15 protein-coding genes and 5 tRNA genes are annotated in these 17,235 nt (G+C 62.9%); 5 read left to right on the top strand and 15 right to left on the bottom strand.

What is annotated here, in order from left to right; translation table 11 throughout:
* The first annotated feature begins 64 nt into the window (after positions 1-64).
* Entirely contained in the window at positions 65-1,369 is a 1,305-nt protein-coding gene (gene aceA / locus AC07WT_RS07255; protein ID WP_494946558.1) for an isocitrate lyase, read from the top strand.
* Between the two features lie 279 nt (positions 1,370-1,648).
* Here aceA and AC07WT_RS07250 read toward each other — a convergent pair whose 3' ends face one another.
* Both AC07WT_RS07250 and AC07WT_RS07245 read right to left on the bottom strand, forming a co-directional pair.
* Positions 1,649-2,083, bottom strand: coding sequence for a universal stress protein (locus tag AC07WT_RS07250; RefSeq protein WP_492590400.1), 435 nt, complete (start codon positions 2,081-2,083; stop codon positions 1,649-1,651).
* 171 nt (positions 2,084-2,254) lie between these two features.
* A complete protein-coding gene (locus AC07WT_RS07245; protein ID WP_494946557.1) occupies positions 2,255-3,157 on the bottom strand; it encodes a LysR family transcriptional regulator in 903 nt (300 codons plus the stop codon).
* A gap of 151 nt (positions 3,158-3,308) precedes the next feature.
* Between AC07WT_RS07245 and AC07WT_RS07240 the strand changes: the two genes are divergently transcribed.
* Positions 3,309-4,112: a haloacid dehalogenase type II gene (locus AC07WT_RS07240; RefSeq protein WP_494946556.1), complete on the top strand. Its 804-nt coding sequence runs from the start codon at positions 3,309-3,311 to the stop codon at positions 4,110-4,112.
* A 96-nt stretch (positions 4,113-4,208) separates the two neighbouring features.
* Positions 4,209-5,810, top strand: coding sequence for a malate synthase A (gene aceB, locus AC07WT_RS07235; RefSeq protein ID WP_494946555.1), 1,602 nt, complete (start codon positions 4,209-4,211; stop codon positions 5,808-5,810).
* A gap of 181 nt (positions 5,811-5,991) precedes the next feature.
* On the opposite strand, the gene AC07WT_RS07230 is transcribed toward aceB, so the two are convergent.
* Both AC07WT_RS07230 and rraA read right to left on the bottom strand, forming a co-directional pair.
* The gene (locus AC07WT_RS07230; RefSeq protein WP_494946554.1) at positions 5,992-6,393 is read right to left on the bottom strand and encodes a gamma-glutamylcyclotransferase family protein; all 402 of its coding nucleotides are present in this window, start codon (positions 6,391-6,393) and stop codon (positions 5,992-5,994) included.
* A 43-nt stretch (positions 6,394-6,436) separates the two neighbouring features.
* Positions 6,437-6,931, bottom strand: coding sequence for a ribonuclease E activity regulator RraA (gene rraA, locus AC07WT_RS07225; RefSeq protein WP_494946553.1), 495 nt, complete (start codon positions 6,929-6,931; stop codon positions 6,437-6,439).
* Positions 6,932-7,100: 169 nt separating this feature from the next.
* On the opposite strand from rraA, the gene AC07WT_RS07220 reads away from it, so the two are divergent.
* Positions 7,101-7,982, top strand: coding sequence for an AraC family transcriptional regulator (locus AC07WT_RS07220; RefSeq protein WP_494946552.1), 882 nt, complete (start codon positions 7,101-7,103; stop codon positions 7,980-7,982).
* A 76-nt stretch (positions 7,983-8,058) separates the two neighbouring features.
* On the opposite strand, the gene AC07WT_RS07215 is transcribed toward AC07WT_RS07220, so the two are convergent.
* The 7 genes from AC07WT_RS07215 to gltX form a co-directional block, all read right to left on the bottom strand.
* Positions 8,059-8,523, bottom strand: a complete 465-nt coding sequence (locus AC07WT_RS07215; RefSeq protein WP_494946551.1) for a GNAT family N-acetyltransferase — start codon at positions 8,521-8,523, stop codon at positions 8,059-8,061.
* Between the two features lie 166 nt (positions 8,524-8,689).
* A tRNA-Asp gene (locus AC07WT_RS07210) sits at positions 8,690-8,766 on the bottom strand.
* 85 nt (positions 8,767-8,851) lie between these two features.
* Positions 8,852-8,927 (bottom strand) — tRNA-Glu (locus tag AC07WT_RS07205).
* A gap of 61 nt (positions 8,928-8,988) precedes the next feature.
* A tRNA-Asp gene (locus tag AC07WT_RS07200) sits at positions 8,989-9,065 on the bottom strand.
* 103 nt (positions 9,066-9,168) lie between these two features.
* Positions 9,169-9,244 (bottom strand) — tRNA-Glu (locus tag AC07WT_RS07195).
* A 163-nt stretch (positions 9,245-9,407) separates the two neighbouring features.
* Positions 9,408-9,483, bottom strand: a tRNA-Ala gene (locus tag AC07WT_RS07190).
* Positions 9,484-9,606: 123 nt separating this feature from the next.
* Positions 9,607-11,016: a glutamate--tRNA ligase gene (gene gltX / locus AC07WT_RS07185; protein ID WP_494946550.1), complete on the bottom strand. Its 1,410-nt coding sequence runs from the start codon at positions 11,014-11,016 to the stop codon at positions 9,607-9,609.
* A 418-nt stretch (positions 11,017-11,434) separates the two neighbouring features.
* On the opposite strand from gltX, the gene AC07WT_RS07180 reads away from it, so the two are divergent.
* A complete protein-coding gene (locus tag AC07WT_RS07180; protein ID WP_492596069.1) occupies positions 11,435-12,382 on the top strand; it encodes a patatin-like phospholipase family protein in 948 nt (315 codons plus the stop codon).
* 208 nt (positions 12,383-12,590) lie between these two features.
* On the opposite strand, the gene AC07WT_RS07175 is transcribed toward AC07WT_RS07180, so the two are convergent.
* The 4 genes from AC07WT_RS07175 to AC07WT_RS07160 form a co-directional block, all read right to left on the bottom strand.
* Positions 12,591-13,256 carry a C40 family peptidase gene (locus AC07WT_RS07175; protein WP_494946549.1) on the bottom strand — a complete coding sequence of 222 codons (666 nt, stop codon included), beginning with the start codon at positions 13,254-13,256 and terminating at the stop codon, positions 12,591-12,593.
* Between the two features lie 138 nt (positions 13,257-13,394).
* Complete coding sequence (locus AC07WT_RS07170) at positions 13,395-15,017, bottom strand: ABC transporter ATP-binding protein (protein ID WP_494946548.1); 1,623 nt, start codon at positions 15,015-15,017, stop codon at positions 13,395-13,397.
* An 8-nt stretch (positions 15,018-15,025) separates the two neighbouring features.
* Positions 15,026-16,132, bottom strand: coding sequence for an ABC transporter permease (locus tag AC07WT_RS07165; RefSeq protein ID WP_494946547.1), 1,107 nt, complete (start codon positions 16,130-16,132; stop codon positions 15,026-15,028).
* Positions 16,132-17,169, bottom strand: coding sequence for a microcin C ABC transporter permease YejB (locus AC07WT_RS07160; RefSeq protein WP_115101235.1), 1,038 nt, complete (start codon positions 17,167-17,169; stop codon positions 16,132-16,134). The genes AC07WT_RS07165 and AC07WT_RS07160 overlap by 1 nt, the downstream gene beginning before the upstream one ends.
* Positions 17,170-17,235: the final 66 nt, after the last annotated feature.

The raw sequence follows: 17,235 nt of genomic DNA, 5'->3' as shown, positions 1-17,235 counted from the left end.
GGGCCAGCCGCTTCGACGAAGACAGAGTTCACCCATTTATCTACAGGCAACCAAGGAGCACATCATGTCCCGCGAACAACAAGCCAGGCAACTCCAACAGCAGTGGGAAACCGACCCGCGCTGGAACGGCATCAAACGTACGTACACCGCCGACGACGTGGTGCGCCTGCGCGGTTCGGTGCCGGTCGAGCACACGCTGGCCAGGCGCGGCGCGGAAAAGCTGTGGGATTCGATCCACAACGAGCCGTTCGTCAACGCGCTCGGCGCGCTGACCGGCAACCAGGCCATGCAGCAAGTGAAGGCCGGCCTCAAGGCAATCTATCTGTCGGGCTGGCAAGTGGCGGGCGATGCGAACGTCGCCGGCGAAATGTACCCGGACCAGTCGCTCTATCCGGCGAACTCGGTGCCGCTCGTCGTGAAGCGCATCAACAACACGCTGACTCGCGCCGACCAGATCCAGTGGTCGGAAGGCAAGAACCCGGGCGACGAAGGCTACGTGGACTTCTTCGCGCCGATCGTCGCCGATGCTGAAGCCGGTTTTGGCGGCGTGCTGAACGCGTTCGAACTGATGAAGGCGATGATCGAAGCCGGCGCCGCGGGCGTGCACTTCGAAGACCAGCTCGCCTCGGTGAAAAAGTGCGGCCACATGGGCGGCAAGGTGCTCGTACCGACCCGCGAAAACGTCGCCAAGCTGACCGCTGCGCGTCTGGCCGCCGACGTCTCGGGCGTGCCGACCGTCCTGCTGGCTCGCACCGACGCTGAAGCCGCCGACCTCGTCACCTCGGACATCGACGACAACGACAAGCCGTTCCTGACCGGCGAGCGCACCGTCGAAGGTTTCTACCGCACGAAGCCGGGTCTGGAGCAAGCGATCTCGCGCGGTCTCGCCTACGCGCCGTACGCCGACATGATCTGGTGCGAAACCGGCAAGCCGGACCTCGAATTCGCGAAGAAATTCGCGGAAGCAATCCACAAGGAATTCCCGGGCAAGCTGCTGTCGTACAACTGCTCGCCGTCGTTCAACTGGAAGAAGAACCTCGACGACGCAACCATCGCCAAATTCCAGAAGGAACTCGGCGCGATGGGCTACAAGTTCCAGTTCATCACGCTGGCAGGCTTCCACGCGCTGAACTACTCGATGTTCAACCTCGCGCACGGTTATGCCCGCACGCAGATGAGCGCGTTCGTCGAAATGCAGCAGGCCGAATTCGCAGCTGCCGAAAAGGGCTTCACCGCCGTGAAGCACCAGCGCGAAGTCGGCACCGGCTACTTCGACGCCGTCACGCAAACGGTCGAACGCGAAGCATCGACGACCGCGCTGCACGGCTCGACGGAAGACGAACAGTTCTTCGACAAGAAGGTCGCGTAACAGGCCACATGAGTCATAGCGCGGTCTGATCGCAAGAACGGCTTGGCAGACAGACGGCAAAAGGCCCGCCAGAGGGCCGCCGTCAGGGAGGAGAACAACATGGCCGCAGAGCCAGAGCCCGCAGGACCCATAGGACCAAAGGGCCAAAGGGCCACAGGGCTGTAATCTGGGAGATAGCGCTCGCACAGCGGATCGTGCGGCGACGCATACCGCGCGCCGGCCTCATCGCTGGCGCTTTTTTTCGCAATGCGCCACGCACGCCGGGCCGGACCGGCAAGCTCAGCGATACACGATTACCGGGATTTTCGTATGCGCGAGCACCCGCTGCGTTTCACTGCCGATCAGCAGGCTGCCAAGACCGCGCCGTCCGTGCGAAGCCATGAAAATCACGTCGCAGCCACCCTGCTCGGCCGCTTCGATGATGCCGAGATAGGGCGCCGGATGCACGCTGGTGCGGCTGTCGAACGCGACGCCCACGCGGCGCGCGGCCAGTTCCACTTCCCGCAGATGCACGCGCGCCTCGCGCTCGCTGCGCTGCAGGAATTCGGCCGGCGGCTCGATCACGACCTCGGAAAACGGCGAGTACGGATATTGCGGCAGACACGCGTAGGCCGTCACGCGCGCGCCGACGGCCTGCGCGAGATCGATGGCGCCGTCGATCGCTTTACGTGACAGGTCTGAACCATCGGTCGGAACCAGGATGTGCCTGAACATGATGCCCTCCGTCGCCATGCGGCTCGCCGCGCGGCGTCAGCGTCCAACGAGACCCAGCATGAAAGCCGCTGCAATCGATTGTAGTGCGCCGAAATCACGCGCAAGGCACGCGTGCGGGTCTGTCCGCATATCGGAAACCCCTTGCGCGGCGTCGCCTGAGCTTGGCGAACGTCAGCCCCAGTAACCGGGATCGCTATACGTATGCTTGAGAAAATCGAGAAAGAGCCGCACCCGCAACGGCAAATGACGGCGCTGCGGAAATACCGCATGAATGCCGATCGGCGGCGCGGCGAACTCGTCGAGCACGCTCACCAGCCGCCCGGCGGCGATATCGCTGCCGACTTCCCACCACGAGCGCCACGCGAGGCCATAACCTTCGAGGCACCACTCATGCAGTACAGCGCCGTCCGAACACTCCATCGTGCCGGACACCTTGATCGACACGACCTTGTCGCCCTGCTGGAACATCCAGCCGCGCTGCTGGTTGGCGCTCGCACCGAGCGCGAGACAGTTGTGATGCGCGAGATCGGCCAGCGTATGCGGCGCACCGCGCCGGCTCAGATACGAGGGCGAGGCCACGCACACGCGGCGGTTTTCGCCGAGCTTGAGCGACACCAGCGACGAATCCGGCAACTCGCCGAGCCGCACCGCGCAATCGAAACCCTCGTTGACCAGATCGACCATCCGGTCGGACAGATCGAGCGTGATCGACACATCCGGATGCGCGACGGTAAACGCGGGCACGAGCGGCGCGACGTGCCGGCGGCCGAAACCCGCCGGCGCCGACAGCCGCAAATGACCGCTCGCCTTCACGCCGCCCGCCGACACGCTGGCCTCGGCGTTCTGCATATCGTGCATGACGCGCTGGCAGTCTTCGAGAAACGCCGAGCCCTCGAAGGTCAGCGTGATCTTGCGGGTGGTGCGCACCAGCAGCTTGACGCCGAGGCGCTCTTCGAGCGCGTCGAGGCGGCGGCCGATGATCGCGGGCGCGACGCCCTCGGCCAGTGCCGCGGCGGACAGGCTGCCCTTTGCCGCAACGGCGACGAAAGTTTCGATCTGCTTGAAACGGTCCATGAATGGGCAGAGCCGGAATTGCGCATGAAAGTGATCGGTGCGGGTCAGATTAGGTACATAAAAGTAAAAGATCAAGTGATCTTTACGCTCTTTTTTAGCACAGACCATCACTAATACAATCCATCCTGACCTCTGATAGGAACGCACGGCAATGTCGGCCACAACGACACTCTTCCCCAAAGCAGTGATTTTCGACGCCTACGGCACGCTTTTCGACGTGCATTCGGTGATCGCTGCCGCAGAGCAGATGTTCCCCGGCCACGGCGACGCGCTCTCGCAGCTGTGGCGTCTCAAGCAGATCGAATACACGCAACTGCGCACGCTCGCCGACCCCGCCGGCGCGCCCGGTGCGCACTACCAGCCGTTCTGGGACATCACGATCGACGCGTTGCGCTTCGCCGCGAAGAAGCTTCAGCTCAGGCTCAATCGCGCCGCCGAGAAGCGTCTGATGGACGAATACGCGTGTCTGTCCGCGTTCCCCGATGCTGTGCCCGCGCTGCGCCAGTTGCGCGAAGCGCCCGCTGCGCGGGCGGGCACCAAAACCGGCCCACGGCCCGGTCTCGCGATCCTCTCGAACGGCAATCCGCAAATGCTCGACATCGCCGTGAAGAGCGCCGGCATGACGGGCCTGTTCGACCATGTTCTGTCCGTCGACGCCGTGCGCGCCTACAAACCCTCGCCCGCCGCTTATGCGCTCGGCACGCAAGCCTTCGGCGCGCAGCCGCGCGAGATCGTCTTCGTGTCGTCGAACGGCTGGGACGTGGCGGGCGCGACCTGGTTCGGTTTCACCGCTTTCTGGCTCAACCGGCAAAACGCACCAGCCGAAGAACTGGGCGTCATGCCGCATGGCGCGGGCGGGAGCATGAACGACCTGCTCGCTTTTCTGAAAACCCTCGTGCCGCCCGAACGCAGCAACAACAGCGGCAGCCGCACGCGCCACAGCCCCGGCGCCTGACGGCTACCACTGCGGACCACGCTCGGACCACACAACGCATTTCAACCGCATTTTCAACATTTGCATCTTTGCAATCTGACCGACCAAGGAGAAACCATGGCGAACACGCTTTCATCGTCGCAGCTGCCGCAGGGCACGGAAATCACCGCTGAGATCAAGCCGGGCTTTGAGGCTATCCTCACGCGCGACGCGCTCGAGCTCGTCGCCGCGCTGCATCGCGCGTTCGAACCACGCCGTCAGGCGCTGTTGCAGGCGCGTGCGGAACGCACGAAGCGCCTCGATGCCGGCGAGCGCCCCGACTTCCTCACCGAAACGAAGAGTATTCGCGAAGGCGACTGGACAATCGCGCCGCTGCCGCAGGATCTGCAATGCCGCCGCGTGGAAATCACCGGTCCGGTCGAACGCAAGATGATCATCAACGCGCTGAATTCGGGCGCGGATTCGTACATGACCGACTTCGAAGATTCGAATGCGCCGAGCTGGGACAACCAGATTAACGGCCATATCAATCTGAAGGACGCGGTGCGCCGCACGATTTCGCTCGAACAGAACGGCAAGTCGTACAGGCTGAACGACCGGATCGCCACGCTGATCGTGCGTCCGCGCGGCTGGCATCTGGATGAGAAGCACGTGAAAGTGGACGGCCAGCGCGTGTCCGGCGGCATTTTCGACTTCGCGCTCTTCATGGTTCACAACGCGAAGGAACAGGTGGCGCGCGGCACGGCGCCCTACTTCTATTTGCCGAAGATGGAAAGCCATCTGGAAGCGCGCCTGTGGAACGACATTTTCGTCGCCGCACAGGAAGCCGTGGGCGTGCCGCGCGGGACGATTCGCGCGACGGTGCTGATCGAAACGATCGTCGCCGCATTCGAAATGGACGAGATTCTTTACGAGCTGCGCGAACACAGCTCGGGCCTGAACGCCGGCCGTTGGGACTACATCTTCTCGGCGATCAAGAAGTTCAGGAGCGACAAGGATTTCTGCCTCGCCGACCGTTCCCGGATCACGATGACTTCGCCGTTCATGCGCGCGTACGCGCTGCTGTTGCTGAAGACCTGTCATCGCCGCAACGCGCCGGCGATCGGCGGCATGAGCGCGCTGATTCCAATCAAGAACGATCCGGCAGCGAACGACAAGGCCATGGGCGGCGTGCGTTCGGACAAGGCACGCGATGCGGGCGACGGTTACGACGGCGGCTGGGTCGCGCATCCGGGCCTCGTGCCGATCGCGATGGAAGAGTTCGTCAAGGTGCTCGGCGACAAACCGAACCAGATCGGCAAGCAGCGCGACGACGTGCTCGTCACGGCCGCCGATCTGATGGACTTCCGTCCGGAAGCGCCGATCACCGAAGCAGGTCTGCGCAACAACATCAACGTCGGCATTCACTACCTGGGTTCGTGGCTCGCCGGCAATGGCTGCGTGCCGATTCACAATCTGATGGAAGACGCCGCCACCGCGGAGATCTCGCGCTCGCAGGTGTGGCAATGGATTCGCTCGCCGAAGGGCAAGCTCGACGATGGCCGCAAGGTGACCGCCGAGCTGGTGCGCGAGTTGTCGGCGCAAGAACTCGCCAACGTGAAGCAGGCGGTCGGCGGCGATACGAAGCCGTACGAGCGTGCCGCACAGATCTTCGAGGCGATGTCGACCTCGGAACAGTTCACCGACTTCCTGACGCTGCCGCTGTACGAGGAAATCTGAGGCCCTTGAGAAGCCTCATGCATCAGCAACCAACGACGCAGTATCGGACCCGCTTTCGCCAGCCACGCAAGCGGTGAAAGCGGCCGGGGTCGCAAGGCTGACCGACCGGACGGCCCGACAGGCTCATGCTTGCCGGGCCGTTTTTTTGCTGCGTTTTTTTGCTGCGTTTTTTCGCTTCCGGTTAGCGCGTTCTGCGATGCGCGACCCAGTCGCCCGAGCGGATTTCCTGCAGGCCTTTGATGGCTCCAGGCGTCACCGGATAGAAACGGCAATTCACCGCGCTGCCGTCCACCTTCACCATGACTTCGTGCGCGAGGAAGATACCCTCGACGCCCGGATTCACCGCTTCGATTTCGTCGAGTACCGCGACCAGTTCATCGTCGATCTCGTACACGTCGCCTTTGACGTCGACGCCCGCTTCGTCGACGACGAGGCCCGGATACGAGCCGAAGTCGAACAGGTGTCCGCGCACAGTGGCCATGCCGAGCAGGTTCGGCGCGGCGATGTCGTGCCGCGCCGCCGCCTCGCTGATGTCGTTCACTTCACCGGCCCGCAACGTGCCGTATACAAAGACGGTTTGCATCGTCGTCTGCTCTCCTTGATTGTGGGTTCAGTTGCCTGCGGATTCAGCTCAGCTCAGCGCTCGCCACCAGCACGCCATCGATATCCGCATAGATCCATTCGCCGGGGCGCACGGTCGCGCCCGGCAATTGCACCGCCACGCCGCGCTCGCCGGTGCCTAGCTTCTGGCCGCGTCGCGGACAGGTTGCCAACGCCGCCACACCCACGCTGATTTCATTGAGCTCCAGCGTATCGCGCACGCAGCCGTTGAGCACGATGCCCGCCCAGCCGTTCTGCTCCGCGAGCTGCGCCAGATTGCCGCCGACCAGCGCGCAACGCAGACTCCCGCCGCCGTCGACCACCAGCACACGGCCCGCGCCCTTCTCTTCGAGCGTGGCGCGCACGAGCGCGTTGTCTTCGAACACTTTCAGCGTGACCGCCCCGCCGCTGAAGCACTCGGCGCGGCTGAACAGATGAAAGACCGGCTCGAGCACGCGCAACGTGCCGAGCGACAGCTGGTCCTCGTGCGCATCGCACAAGTCCGCGGTTGCAAAGCTCATGAGGTTCTCCTTAGGGTCGGCACAATCGGCACATTATGCAACGTCGGCTCTCACGCAACCTACAATGGGAAGCCCGTACCGCCTTTGGGGTTCGCGCGCGCTTTTGGGGTTCGCGGGCCCTTTTGGGGTTGCGCGCTTTTTGAGCCGTCTATCTGGATCGATCTTCACCATGACTTCGTCCGCCGACTCAGACCAGTCGCGCTTCGTCCACTTCGCCGACATCCCGCCGGAGTTCCAGCCGACCTTGACGCACCCGATCCGCGTACGCTCGCGTCCGATGCCCTCAGGCTGGCGTATCGCTCGTCATACGCACGCGTGGGCGCAGGTGGCGTACGCGTCGCGCGGTGTGCTGCGGGTCGCGACGACCGGCACGACGTGGATGGTGCCGCCGTCGCGGGCGATCTGGGTGCCGCCGCATGTGACACATGAAGTGGTCGCCGTCGAAGACGCGTTCCTGCGCACGCTGTACATCACCGAAAACACCGTACCGCCAGGACTGGATACGCCCCGCGTGGTCGAGGTATCGGATCTGCTGCGCGAGGTGATCGCCGCGCTCGATACGCCCGGCATCTCGGCGACGCGCGAACAATTGCTCGGCGCGCTCGCGCTCGACGAACTGACGCGCTCGGAGCCGCTGCCGCTGTCGGTTCCGATGCCAAACGAGAAGCGCCTGCGCGCGCTGTGCGAGGCGGTGATTGCCGATCCGACTCACGGCGAATCGCTCGAGCAATGGGCGTCGAGCGTGGGCGCGAGTACGCGCACGATCGCGCGACTGTTTCGTCAGGAGTTGGGCGTGAGCTTTTCGCAATGGCGTCAGCAAGCGATTCTGGCGCGCGCAATTCCACTTCTGAGCCAGGGACGGCCGCTATCGCATGTCGCGCTGGAATTAGGCTACCAGAGCCAGAGCGCGTTCTCGGCGATGTTCCGGCGGGCGTTTGGCGCAAGTCCACGGGCGTTCATCGAGCGCGGTTCGGAACATCGTGCGGAAAATGATGAACGTGGCGATGAAGAGACGGACGACGAGGCGGCTCAGGACCGGACAGATGTCTGAAGGATTCCGGGTGCTGCCCGAGTGCTGCCCGAACGTTCACCGAGCAATGCTGGCGCGATGCCGGCATCGTAAAGCCTCAAACGCGCCGCGCCAGATGGCGGATCGCGCCGAGTTGCGCGAGACGCGGCCCGGCCAGCTTATAGCCCTTGCGCTGGTAAAGCCGCGCCGCGGGATTGTCGACGAACACGCGCAATTGCAGCTCGCGCAGCCCGCGCTCACGCGCCCATTGATGCGCGATGTCCAGCAGATACGTCCCGGCGCCCAGCCGCCGATGTCCCTCGGCAATCTGCACGTCGCGGATATGCAGCGAATCGCCTTCTTGCGTGATGCGCAGGACGCCGATCGGCTGACCGTCCACTTCGAGAATGAAATTCTCCGACTCGCGCCAGCTGCCAAGAAACAGATCGCCACGCCAGACCAGATGATGCCGGCGATAGTAGCCGCCCATGTTGTTGCGAGTCAGCGCCTCGGCAAACTCGAAATCGTCCATGCTGGCCTGACGCAGATGAAACGGTGACGGAGCTTCGGTTGGATCGAACATGGCGGAACGACGAAGATGAGTCGACTCAACGGTAAAACAGGCCACGCGTGCTGGCAATGGCTGTTTGTCCCGAGCATACCCCGGACGGAATCGGGCGCGGAAATACGCGCGAAAAAAGGGGGGCAATAAAAAAGCCCACTTCTTTCGAAGTGGGCTTTCTAAAATCTGGCGGAGCGGACGGGACTCGAACCCGCGACCCCCGGCGTGACAGGCCGGTATTCTAACCAACTGAACTACCGCTCCAGATCTTTGCACCATGGCTTGCAGGCTTTACTCAGCTTGCACAAGCCGCACCGTTCATACTGCTGACCGAACGACGCCGATGTTTTGGCGTCCCCTAGGGGATTCGAACCCCTGTACTCACCGTGAAAGGGTGATGTCCTAGGCCTCTAGACGAAGGGGACAACGTACTGCTTACACCTTTAATGAAAAAGCCCGTTCAAGTTTGTATGAACGGGCTTTGTCTGGCGGAGTGGACGGGACTCGAACCCGCGACCCCCGGCGTGACAGGCCGGTATTCTAACCGACTGAACTACCACTCCAGTCTTTACACCCTAGCTTGCGAGCGTCGGTTATTTCTCTGCAAGCTGCGCTGCTTTACTGCCACTCGAACATTACTTCGAACACTAAAGCGACGCTGATGTTTGGCGTCCCCTAGGGGATTCGAACCCCTGTACTCACCGTGAAAGGGTGATGTCCTAGGCCTCTAGACGAAGGGGACATAATCTTTTCAGATCTGTCTATCTGACTTTAACTCGCCGCCAACTTGTCAGTTATTTCGTTTCGTCAACTGCGAAGACCGCTATTTTAACTACGTTACAGCTGTTTGTGAAGTCTTTTTTCCTACAAGCTCCAGACTTCGGAACCACTTCACTCTGCTCTGATGGTGGAGGTAAGCGGGATCGAACCGCTGACCTCTTGCATGCCATGCAAGCGCTCTCCCAGCTGAGCTATACCCCCCCTTGCAGAACAGAAACGAGATTTTAGAGGCCAATTTGCGCTTTGTAAATACCCTTTGAGCAATTGCATGCGACTTTTTTCGCAAGTCGCATGCAAACCCTCTCATTGCACGCGCGCACGCGCTCAGGCCAGCGCTTTTTCGATACGGCCAACAACGACATCGCGGCCGAACAGCATCAACACGCTGTCGATCGACGGCGTGTGCGTCGTGCCCGCCACCAGCAGGCGCACCGGCATCGCCAGTTGCGGCATCTTCAGCTTGTGTGCGCCGAGCGTGGCCTTCAACGCGGCGGCGATCGCTTCCCTGGTCCACTCCACGGTCTTCAGCGCCGCAGCCAGATCGGCCAGCGCCGGACGCACTGCCTCGGTGATGTGCTGCGCCAGTGCATCCGCTTCGGGTGCCGGAGCGCGATAGAACATCGCGGCGTTCCCGGCGATTTCCTTCACCGTCGACGCGCGGTCCTTCAGCAGGCCCACGACCGCGGTCAGATCGGCGCCTTGCGCAATGGCGGCCTCGTCGATACCCAATTCGGCGAAGAACGGCCGCGCGAGGTCCGCGAGGCGCACGTTGTCGGCCTCCTTGATGTAGTGCGCGTTGAGCCAGTTCAGCTTGTCGTGGTCGTACTGCGCCGGCGACTTGCCGAGATGCTCCAGGTCGAACCATTCGACGAACTGCTCACGCGTGAAGATCTCCGCATCGCCATGCGACCAGCCCAGACGCGCCAGATAGTTGACCACAGCCTCCGGCAAATAGCCGGCGTCGCGATAGCCCATCACGCTCATCGCGCCGTGACGCTTGCTCATCTTTTCGCCCTGCTCGTTCAGCACGGTCGGCAAGTGCGCATACACCGGCGGTTCGCCGCCGAGCGCGCGCAAGATGTTGATCTGACGCGGCGTGTTGTTCACGTGGTCGTCGCCGCGAATCACGTGCGTGATACGCATATCGAGATCGTCCACCACCACGCAGAAGTTATAGGTGGGCGTGCCGTCCGGGCGCGCGATCACGAGGTCGTCGAGTTCTTCGTTCGAGATCTCGATGCGGCCCTTCACCGCGTCGTCCCACGCCACCACGCCGGTGAGCGGATTGCGGAAGCGCAGCACGGGCTGCACGCCTGCCGGCACCGGCGGCAGCGTCTTGCCGGGCTCCGGGCGCCACGTGCCGTCGTAGCGCGGCTTTTCGCCGGCCTCACGTTGACGTTCACGCAGCGCATCCAGTTCTTCTGTCGACATGTAGCACGGGTACACGAGCCCGGCGTCCTGCATCTGCTCGAGCACTTCGCGATAACGGTCCATGCGCTGCATCTGATAGAACGGGCCTTCGTCGAAGTCGAGGCCGAGCCACGCCATGCCTTCGAGAATGGCATCGACAGCCTCGGAAGTGGAACGCTCGACGTCGGTGTCCTCGATCCGCAGCACGAAGCTCCCTTTCATCTTGCGCGCGAACGCCCACGGATAGAGCGCGGAGCGGATGTTGCCCAGGTGGATGAAACCGGTGGGACTCGGTGCGAAGCGGGTGCGAACGGAGGTGGTCATAAGCGGTTACTCGGAAGACGGGCGCCGGCGCCAGGCAAAGCTCGCCAGAAAAGCGCGGCAGCGGACCGCATCCATGCGGCAGACAGCGCCGTGCACGGACACGAAGGAAAAATGCGAGAGCCGAATTATACCTTCCGAAGCCTTGTTAGCCCCTCTCGTCCAAACGGCCCATTGCGGCGCACGATACGCGCGTCGCGGCGCCCGAAGGCGTCCTCTGCAACGTTTCATTACGGGCTCGCCGCGCGCCTGAAGCTTTGATTTATGATGTGCGCGCGCCGCGGGTCGGCATAGAACCGCCAGAGCCGCCGCGCGCTACGAATTGCGATCGCCGCCGGCGATCCCGTCCGTTTGACTATCCGCCTGATCGCGACACACAGTTACGCCGATTGCGTCGCCCGTGCCGTTGCTGGAGAACTCGTTGAAACCGTCATCCCCTCGCCTCGCCCGTCGCAATTTCTCGCTGGCCGCCGCCTCCGCGGTGCTCGCCGCCTGCACCACGACGGGCGGCAAAACCGATATCGCGCCGGTCGCCGCCGCGCCTGCGGCAAACACGCCGCCGCTCGACAAGCCGCAACGGCCGATCCGCGTCGGCCTCGCTCTTGGCGGCGGCGCCGCGCGCGGCTTCGCCCACATCGGCGTCATCAAGGCGCTCGAGGCGCGCAACATCCAGGTCGATCTGGTGGCCGGCACCAGCGCCGGCTCGGTGGTCGGTGCGCTGTACGCGTCGGGCATGAACGGCTTTGCGCTGAACAAGCTCGCGCTCACCATGGACGAAGCGTCGATCAGCGACTGGGCGATGCCGTTTCGCACACGCGGTTTTCTGCAAGGCGTCGCGCTGCAAAACTACCTGAACACGACGCTCAACAACCGTCCGATCGAGAAGATGGTCAAGCCGCTCGGCGTCGTCGCGACCGATCTGAAGACCGGTCAGCCGATCCTGTTTCAGCGCGGCAACACCGGCATCGCCGTGCGCGCATCGTGCAGCTTGCCGTCGATTTTCGAGCCGGTGAAGATCGGCGGTCATGAATATGTCGACGGCGGCCTGGTGAGCCCGGTGCCCGCCTCGTTCGCGCGCAAGATGGGCGCGGACTTCGTGATCGCCGTCGACATCTCGCAGCGCCCCGAGAGCGGGCTGACGGCCAGCTCGTTCGACGTGCTGCTGCAGACCTTCACGATCATGGGCCAGACCATCAAGGCCTATGAGCTCGACAAGTACGCCGACGTCGTGATCCGCCCGAACCTCGCCGCCATGAGCGGCAGCGATTTTTCGCAACGTAACGCGGCGATTCTGGCGGGTGAGGAAGCGGTGGCGAAGATGATGCCGGAGTTGCAACGCAAGCTGGCAGCGAGCCGCGTAGCGGTGTAAGCCTTCGGTCAAGCGCCGGCTATGCCAGCCGGCGCAGCGGCGTCCAAAGGCGGGACGCTCGCGACCAGGAGATCGAAGAGCGCAAACCCTGGAGCACAAGCCCTCGTGCACGAACCCAAGGGCGCAAAACCAGGAGCGCAAACGCAAAAAGCCTGCTTCATTCGAAGCAGGCTTTTTTGTCGCGCCGATATTGCCGGCGCGCGCCAGATCAGTTGTTGCCGCCGATCGTAGCGTTCACGCGCTTCTTCAGATCCTCGCCGTCCTGATAGGACGTCTCGACCCGGCGTGCGCCCGTGAAGCGCTTTTCCCAGTAACCGCTATCCATATCGTCGACGCGGATCGTGCTGCCCGTGGAAGGCGAGTGCACGAACTTGTTGTCGCCGATGTAGATGCCGACGTGCGAGAACGTGCGGCGCATCGTGTTGAAGAACACCAGATCGCCCGGCTTGAGGTCGCTCACGCGGACCTTCTCGCCGACGCGGCTCATTTCTTCGGCGCGGCGCGGCAGCGCCATACCGAGCGTGTCCTGGAACACGTAGCGGACGAAGCCGCTGCAATCGAGCCCCGAATCCGGAGTATTGCCGCCCCAACGGTAACGAACGCCGATCATGTTCAGCGCGCCGACCACCACGTCGCCAGCTTTTCCGGCCATGCCGGACAGGAACGATTTGGCGCCGCCGCTGCTGTCAGGAACAGACGATTGCGAATTCGGGGAGGACAGCGAATTCGACCCGCTGGAGGTCGAATATGAGGCATTCTGATTAAAACTGCTTACTTCGTCGGCGAACGCGCCGGGAGCTGCTGCCATCAAGACGCCAATGAACATCCCGGCGACGACGCGCGTACAAGCCTGGGTGAGATTTCTGTGCTGCATTGGTCGGTAGTTTTTGCCTAAAAATCAGTGGGCTACGAAAAAAAGTTTGGTCGATACTAGCCAGTAAGTATTCGTGTGTCAAAACAAATAGAAAAATACAATCGAGACACGCACCCAATTGGTGAAAGGGGTGAAAAATCAATGGCCGAGCGCCGCTTTCAGCAGCTTTCGAGTGTAAGGGTGGGAGGGTGTCGCAAAAATCTGCTCGACCTCCCCGCTTTCAACGATCGAACCGTTTTGCATAACGGCCACACGGTGCGCCATCGCCCCAATCACGGCCAGATCGTGGCTGATGAATACGAAGCCGAGGTTGTACTTGTGTTGCAACCCGGCGAGCAGTTTCAGTACCTGCTGCTGGATCGAAACGTCGAGCGCACTGGTCGGCTCGTCGAGGATCAGGATGCGCGGCTCCAGCACCAAAGCGCGCGCGATCGCGATCCGCTGACGCTGGCCGCCGGAGAATTCATGCGGATAGCGGTACAGCACCGTGCGGTCGAGTCCGACTTCGCGCAGCACGGAAATCACCTTGTCGCGCCGCGCGTCCTGGGTCATCTGCGGCCGATGCAGCGCAAGTCCTTCGCTGACAATCCGCTCGATGGTCTGGCGCGGCGAAAGCGAACTGAACGGATCCTGAAAGACCACCTGCATGTTCGAACGCAAGGTAGTCTGTTCGGCGCCGCGATAGCTGCCGAGCGGCCTGCCCTGAAACTCGATCTCGCCATGAGCGGTGCGTTGCAGACCGAGCAGCGCCATCGCGAGGGTCGATTTGCCCGAACCCGATTCGCCGACGATCCCCAGCGTCTCGCCCTGGCGCACCGATACGTTCGCATCCGCGACCGCGCGGAAACGCCCTGAACGGAACCAGCCGGTCAAGCCCGGGAGTTTCGTCTTGAAATCGACCGAGACGTCGCGCGCTTCGAGCAGCACCGGCGATATCGGCAGCACCGGCACGACCGAGCGTTCAGGCCGGCTCGCCAGCAGCCGCTGCGTGTACGGATGCTGCGGCGACTCGAACACCTGCTCGACCGGCCCGCTTTCGACCAGCACGCCCTTCTCCATCACCGCGATGCGCTGCGCGAAGTGCCGCACCAGGTTCAGGTCGTGCGTGATCAGCAGCACAGCCATGCCGCGCTTTGCCGCTTCGTCGCGTTGCAATTCCAGCAGCAGGTCGACGATCTGCGCGCGGATCGTCACGTCGAGCGCGGTGGTGGGTTCGTCGGCGAGCAGCAGGCGTGGGCGGCACGCGAGCGCCATCGCGATCATTGCGCGCTGCCGCTGGCCGCCCGACAACTGATGCGGATAGCTGTTCACGCGCTTGCCCGGCTCCGCGATGCCGGTGCGCCCCAACAGCGCCACCGCGCGCTTGCGCGCCTCGCCGGCCGCTACACCATCGTGCACGACGATGGTCTCCGCAATCTGATCGCCGATCGTGTAGAGCGGATTGAGCGCCGTCATCGGCTCCTGGAAGATCATCGCGATGTCCGAGCCGCGCATGCCGCGCATTTCGCGCTCGCTTTTGGCGAGCAGATCTTCGCCGTCGAAACGGATCGCCCCGCTCACCTGCGCATCGCTCAACAGACGCAAAATCGACAGCGCGGTCACGCTCTTGCCCGACCCCGATTCGCCGACCAGCGCGACCCGCTCGCCGCGTTCGATCGCGAGCGTGACGTCGTTCACCGCGACGGTGTCGCCGAACGTCACATGCAGACGATCGAGTTCCAGCAGCGGCACGCTCACGCCCTGTTGTGCTTTTTGCTCCATGCCGGCGCTCACTGATTACCTCCGGCGCGCATCGCATCGGAAATGCGGGTGTCGAGCGCGTTGCGCAGCGCGTCGCCCATGAAGGTCAGCAGCAACAGCATCGCGACCAGCACGCCGAAGGTCGACAACGAGATCCACCATGCGTCGAGATTCGCTTTGCCTTGCGCCAGCAATTCACCGAGGCTCGGTGTCGGCGACGGGACGCCCAAGCCTAGAAAATCAAGGCTGGTGAGCGCGAGAATTGCGCCGCTCATGCGGAACGGCAGAAACGTGATGACCGGCGTCAGACTGTTGGGCAGTACGTGCCGCCACATGATCTGCCAGTTCGACAGCCCCATCGCCCGCGCCGCGCGCACATAGTCCTGGTGACGATTGCGCAGAAACTCCGCGCGCACGTAATCGGACAAGCCGATCCAGCCGAACAGCGACAGCAGCACGATCAGCAGGATGAAGCCCGGCTCGAAGATCGACGAAAAAATGATCAGCAGGTAAAGCTCCGGCAACGCACTCCAGATTTCGATCAGCCGCTGCCCGATGATATCGATACGTCCACCGAAGTAACCCTGCACGGCGCCCGCGGCAATCCCGAGCACGGTGCCGATCAGCGTCAACACCAGCGCGAATTCGACCGACACGCGAAAGCCGTACAGCAGGCGCGCGAACAGATCGCGGCCGCGGTCGTCGGTGCCGAGCCAATTCTCGCGCGATGGCGGCGCCGGGTTTGGCGCCTTCGAGAAGTAGTTCAGCGTGTCGTAGTAGTACCGGTTCGGCGGATAGAGCGCGAAGTTGCCGGGCGTGTCGAAACGATGCTTGATATACGGATCGAGATAGTCGGCGGGCGCCGGGAAGTCGCCGCCGAAAGTGGTCTCCGCGTAGGTCTTGAACATCGGGAAATACAGTTGGCCGTCGTAGCGCACCACCAGCGGCTTGTCGTTCGACCACAGCGGACCGGCAAGGCTCGCCGCGAACGCGACGACGAACACGATCAGACTCCAGTAGCCAGGACGCTGCTGGCGAAAGCGCTGCCAGACGCGGCGCGCGGGCGAAGGCGACACGAATGCGCGAACCGGTTCGGTGCGCGCCGCCACGTCGGCTGGAAGGCGGGCTCGATTCATCAGCGCTCCAGTTGTTCGAATTGGATGCGGGGATCGACCCACACATAGCAAAGGTCGGAAATCAGCTTGGTCGCGAGACCGATCAGCGTGAACAGATACAGCGTGCCGAGCACGACCGGATAGTCGCGCCGCACCACCGATTCGTATGACAGCAAGCCGAGGCCGTCGAGCGAAAAGAGCGTCTCGATCAGCAGGCTGCCGGTGAAGAACGCGCCGATAAACGCCGCCGGAAAACCGACGATCAGCGGCAGCAACGCATTGCGAAACACGTGCTTCCACAGCACCCGTTTCTCGGACAAGCCTTTCGCGCGCGCGGTCAGCACGTACTGTTTGCGGATCTCGTCGAGGAAGGCGTTTTTCGTGAGCATCGTCACGACCGCGAAGCTGCCCACCACGGAGGCTGTGATCGGCAACGTGATATGCCACAGGTAATCGACGATCTTGCCGCCGAGGCTCAACTGCGCCCAATTGTCCGAAGTGAGATTGCGCAGCGGGAACAGTTGCAGGAAGGTGCCGCCGCCGAACAGCACGAGCAACAGCACGCCCAGCACGAAGCCCGGAATCGCGTAGCCGATCAGCACCACCAGACTCGTCGCGACGTCGAAGCGCGAACCGTTGCGCACCGCTTTCGCGATGCCCAACGGCACCGATATCAGGTACGTGAGAAAAAAGGTCCATAAGCCGATGCTGATCGACACCGGCAGCTTGGAAACGATCAACGACCACACGCTTTGATGGCGGAAATAGCTCTGCCCGAGGTCGAACGTCGCGAAACGTTTGAGCATCAGGACGTAGCGTTCGAGCGGCGGTTTGTCGAAACCGTACAGCGCCTTCAGTTGCGCGACTTGCTGCGCGTCGACGCCGTTATGCGCGCGCAGGCCGAACGGCGAGCCGCCCTCCGCGCCCTTGCGCAGCTCGTGCTGCATCTGCTCGACCGGGCCACCCGGCACGAACTGGATCACGCCGAAAGTCAGCGTCAGCACGCCGAGCAAGGTCGGGATCATCAACAGCAGGCGTTTTAGGATGTAGCTCCACATGGGCGGTGTTTCCGGTGCGAAGGCAGTGAATGAATGGACGTTTCAGCGCGGCTGCGGCTGCGGCTG

The organism is Paraburkholderia sp. GW821-FHT02A12 (assembly GCF_059422005.1).
Note: the sequence above shows the minus strand (reverse complement) of the source record. Positions and strands in the feature narration are given on the sequence as shown.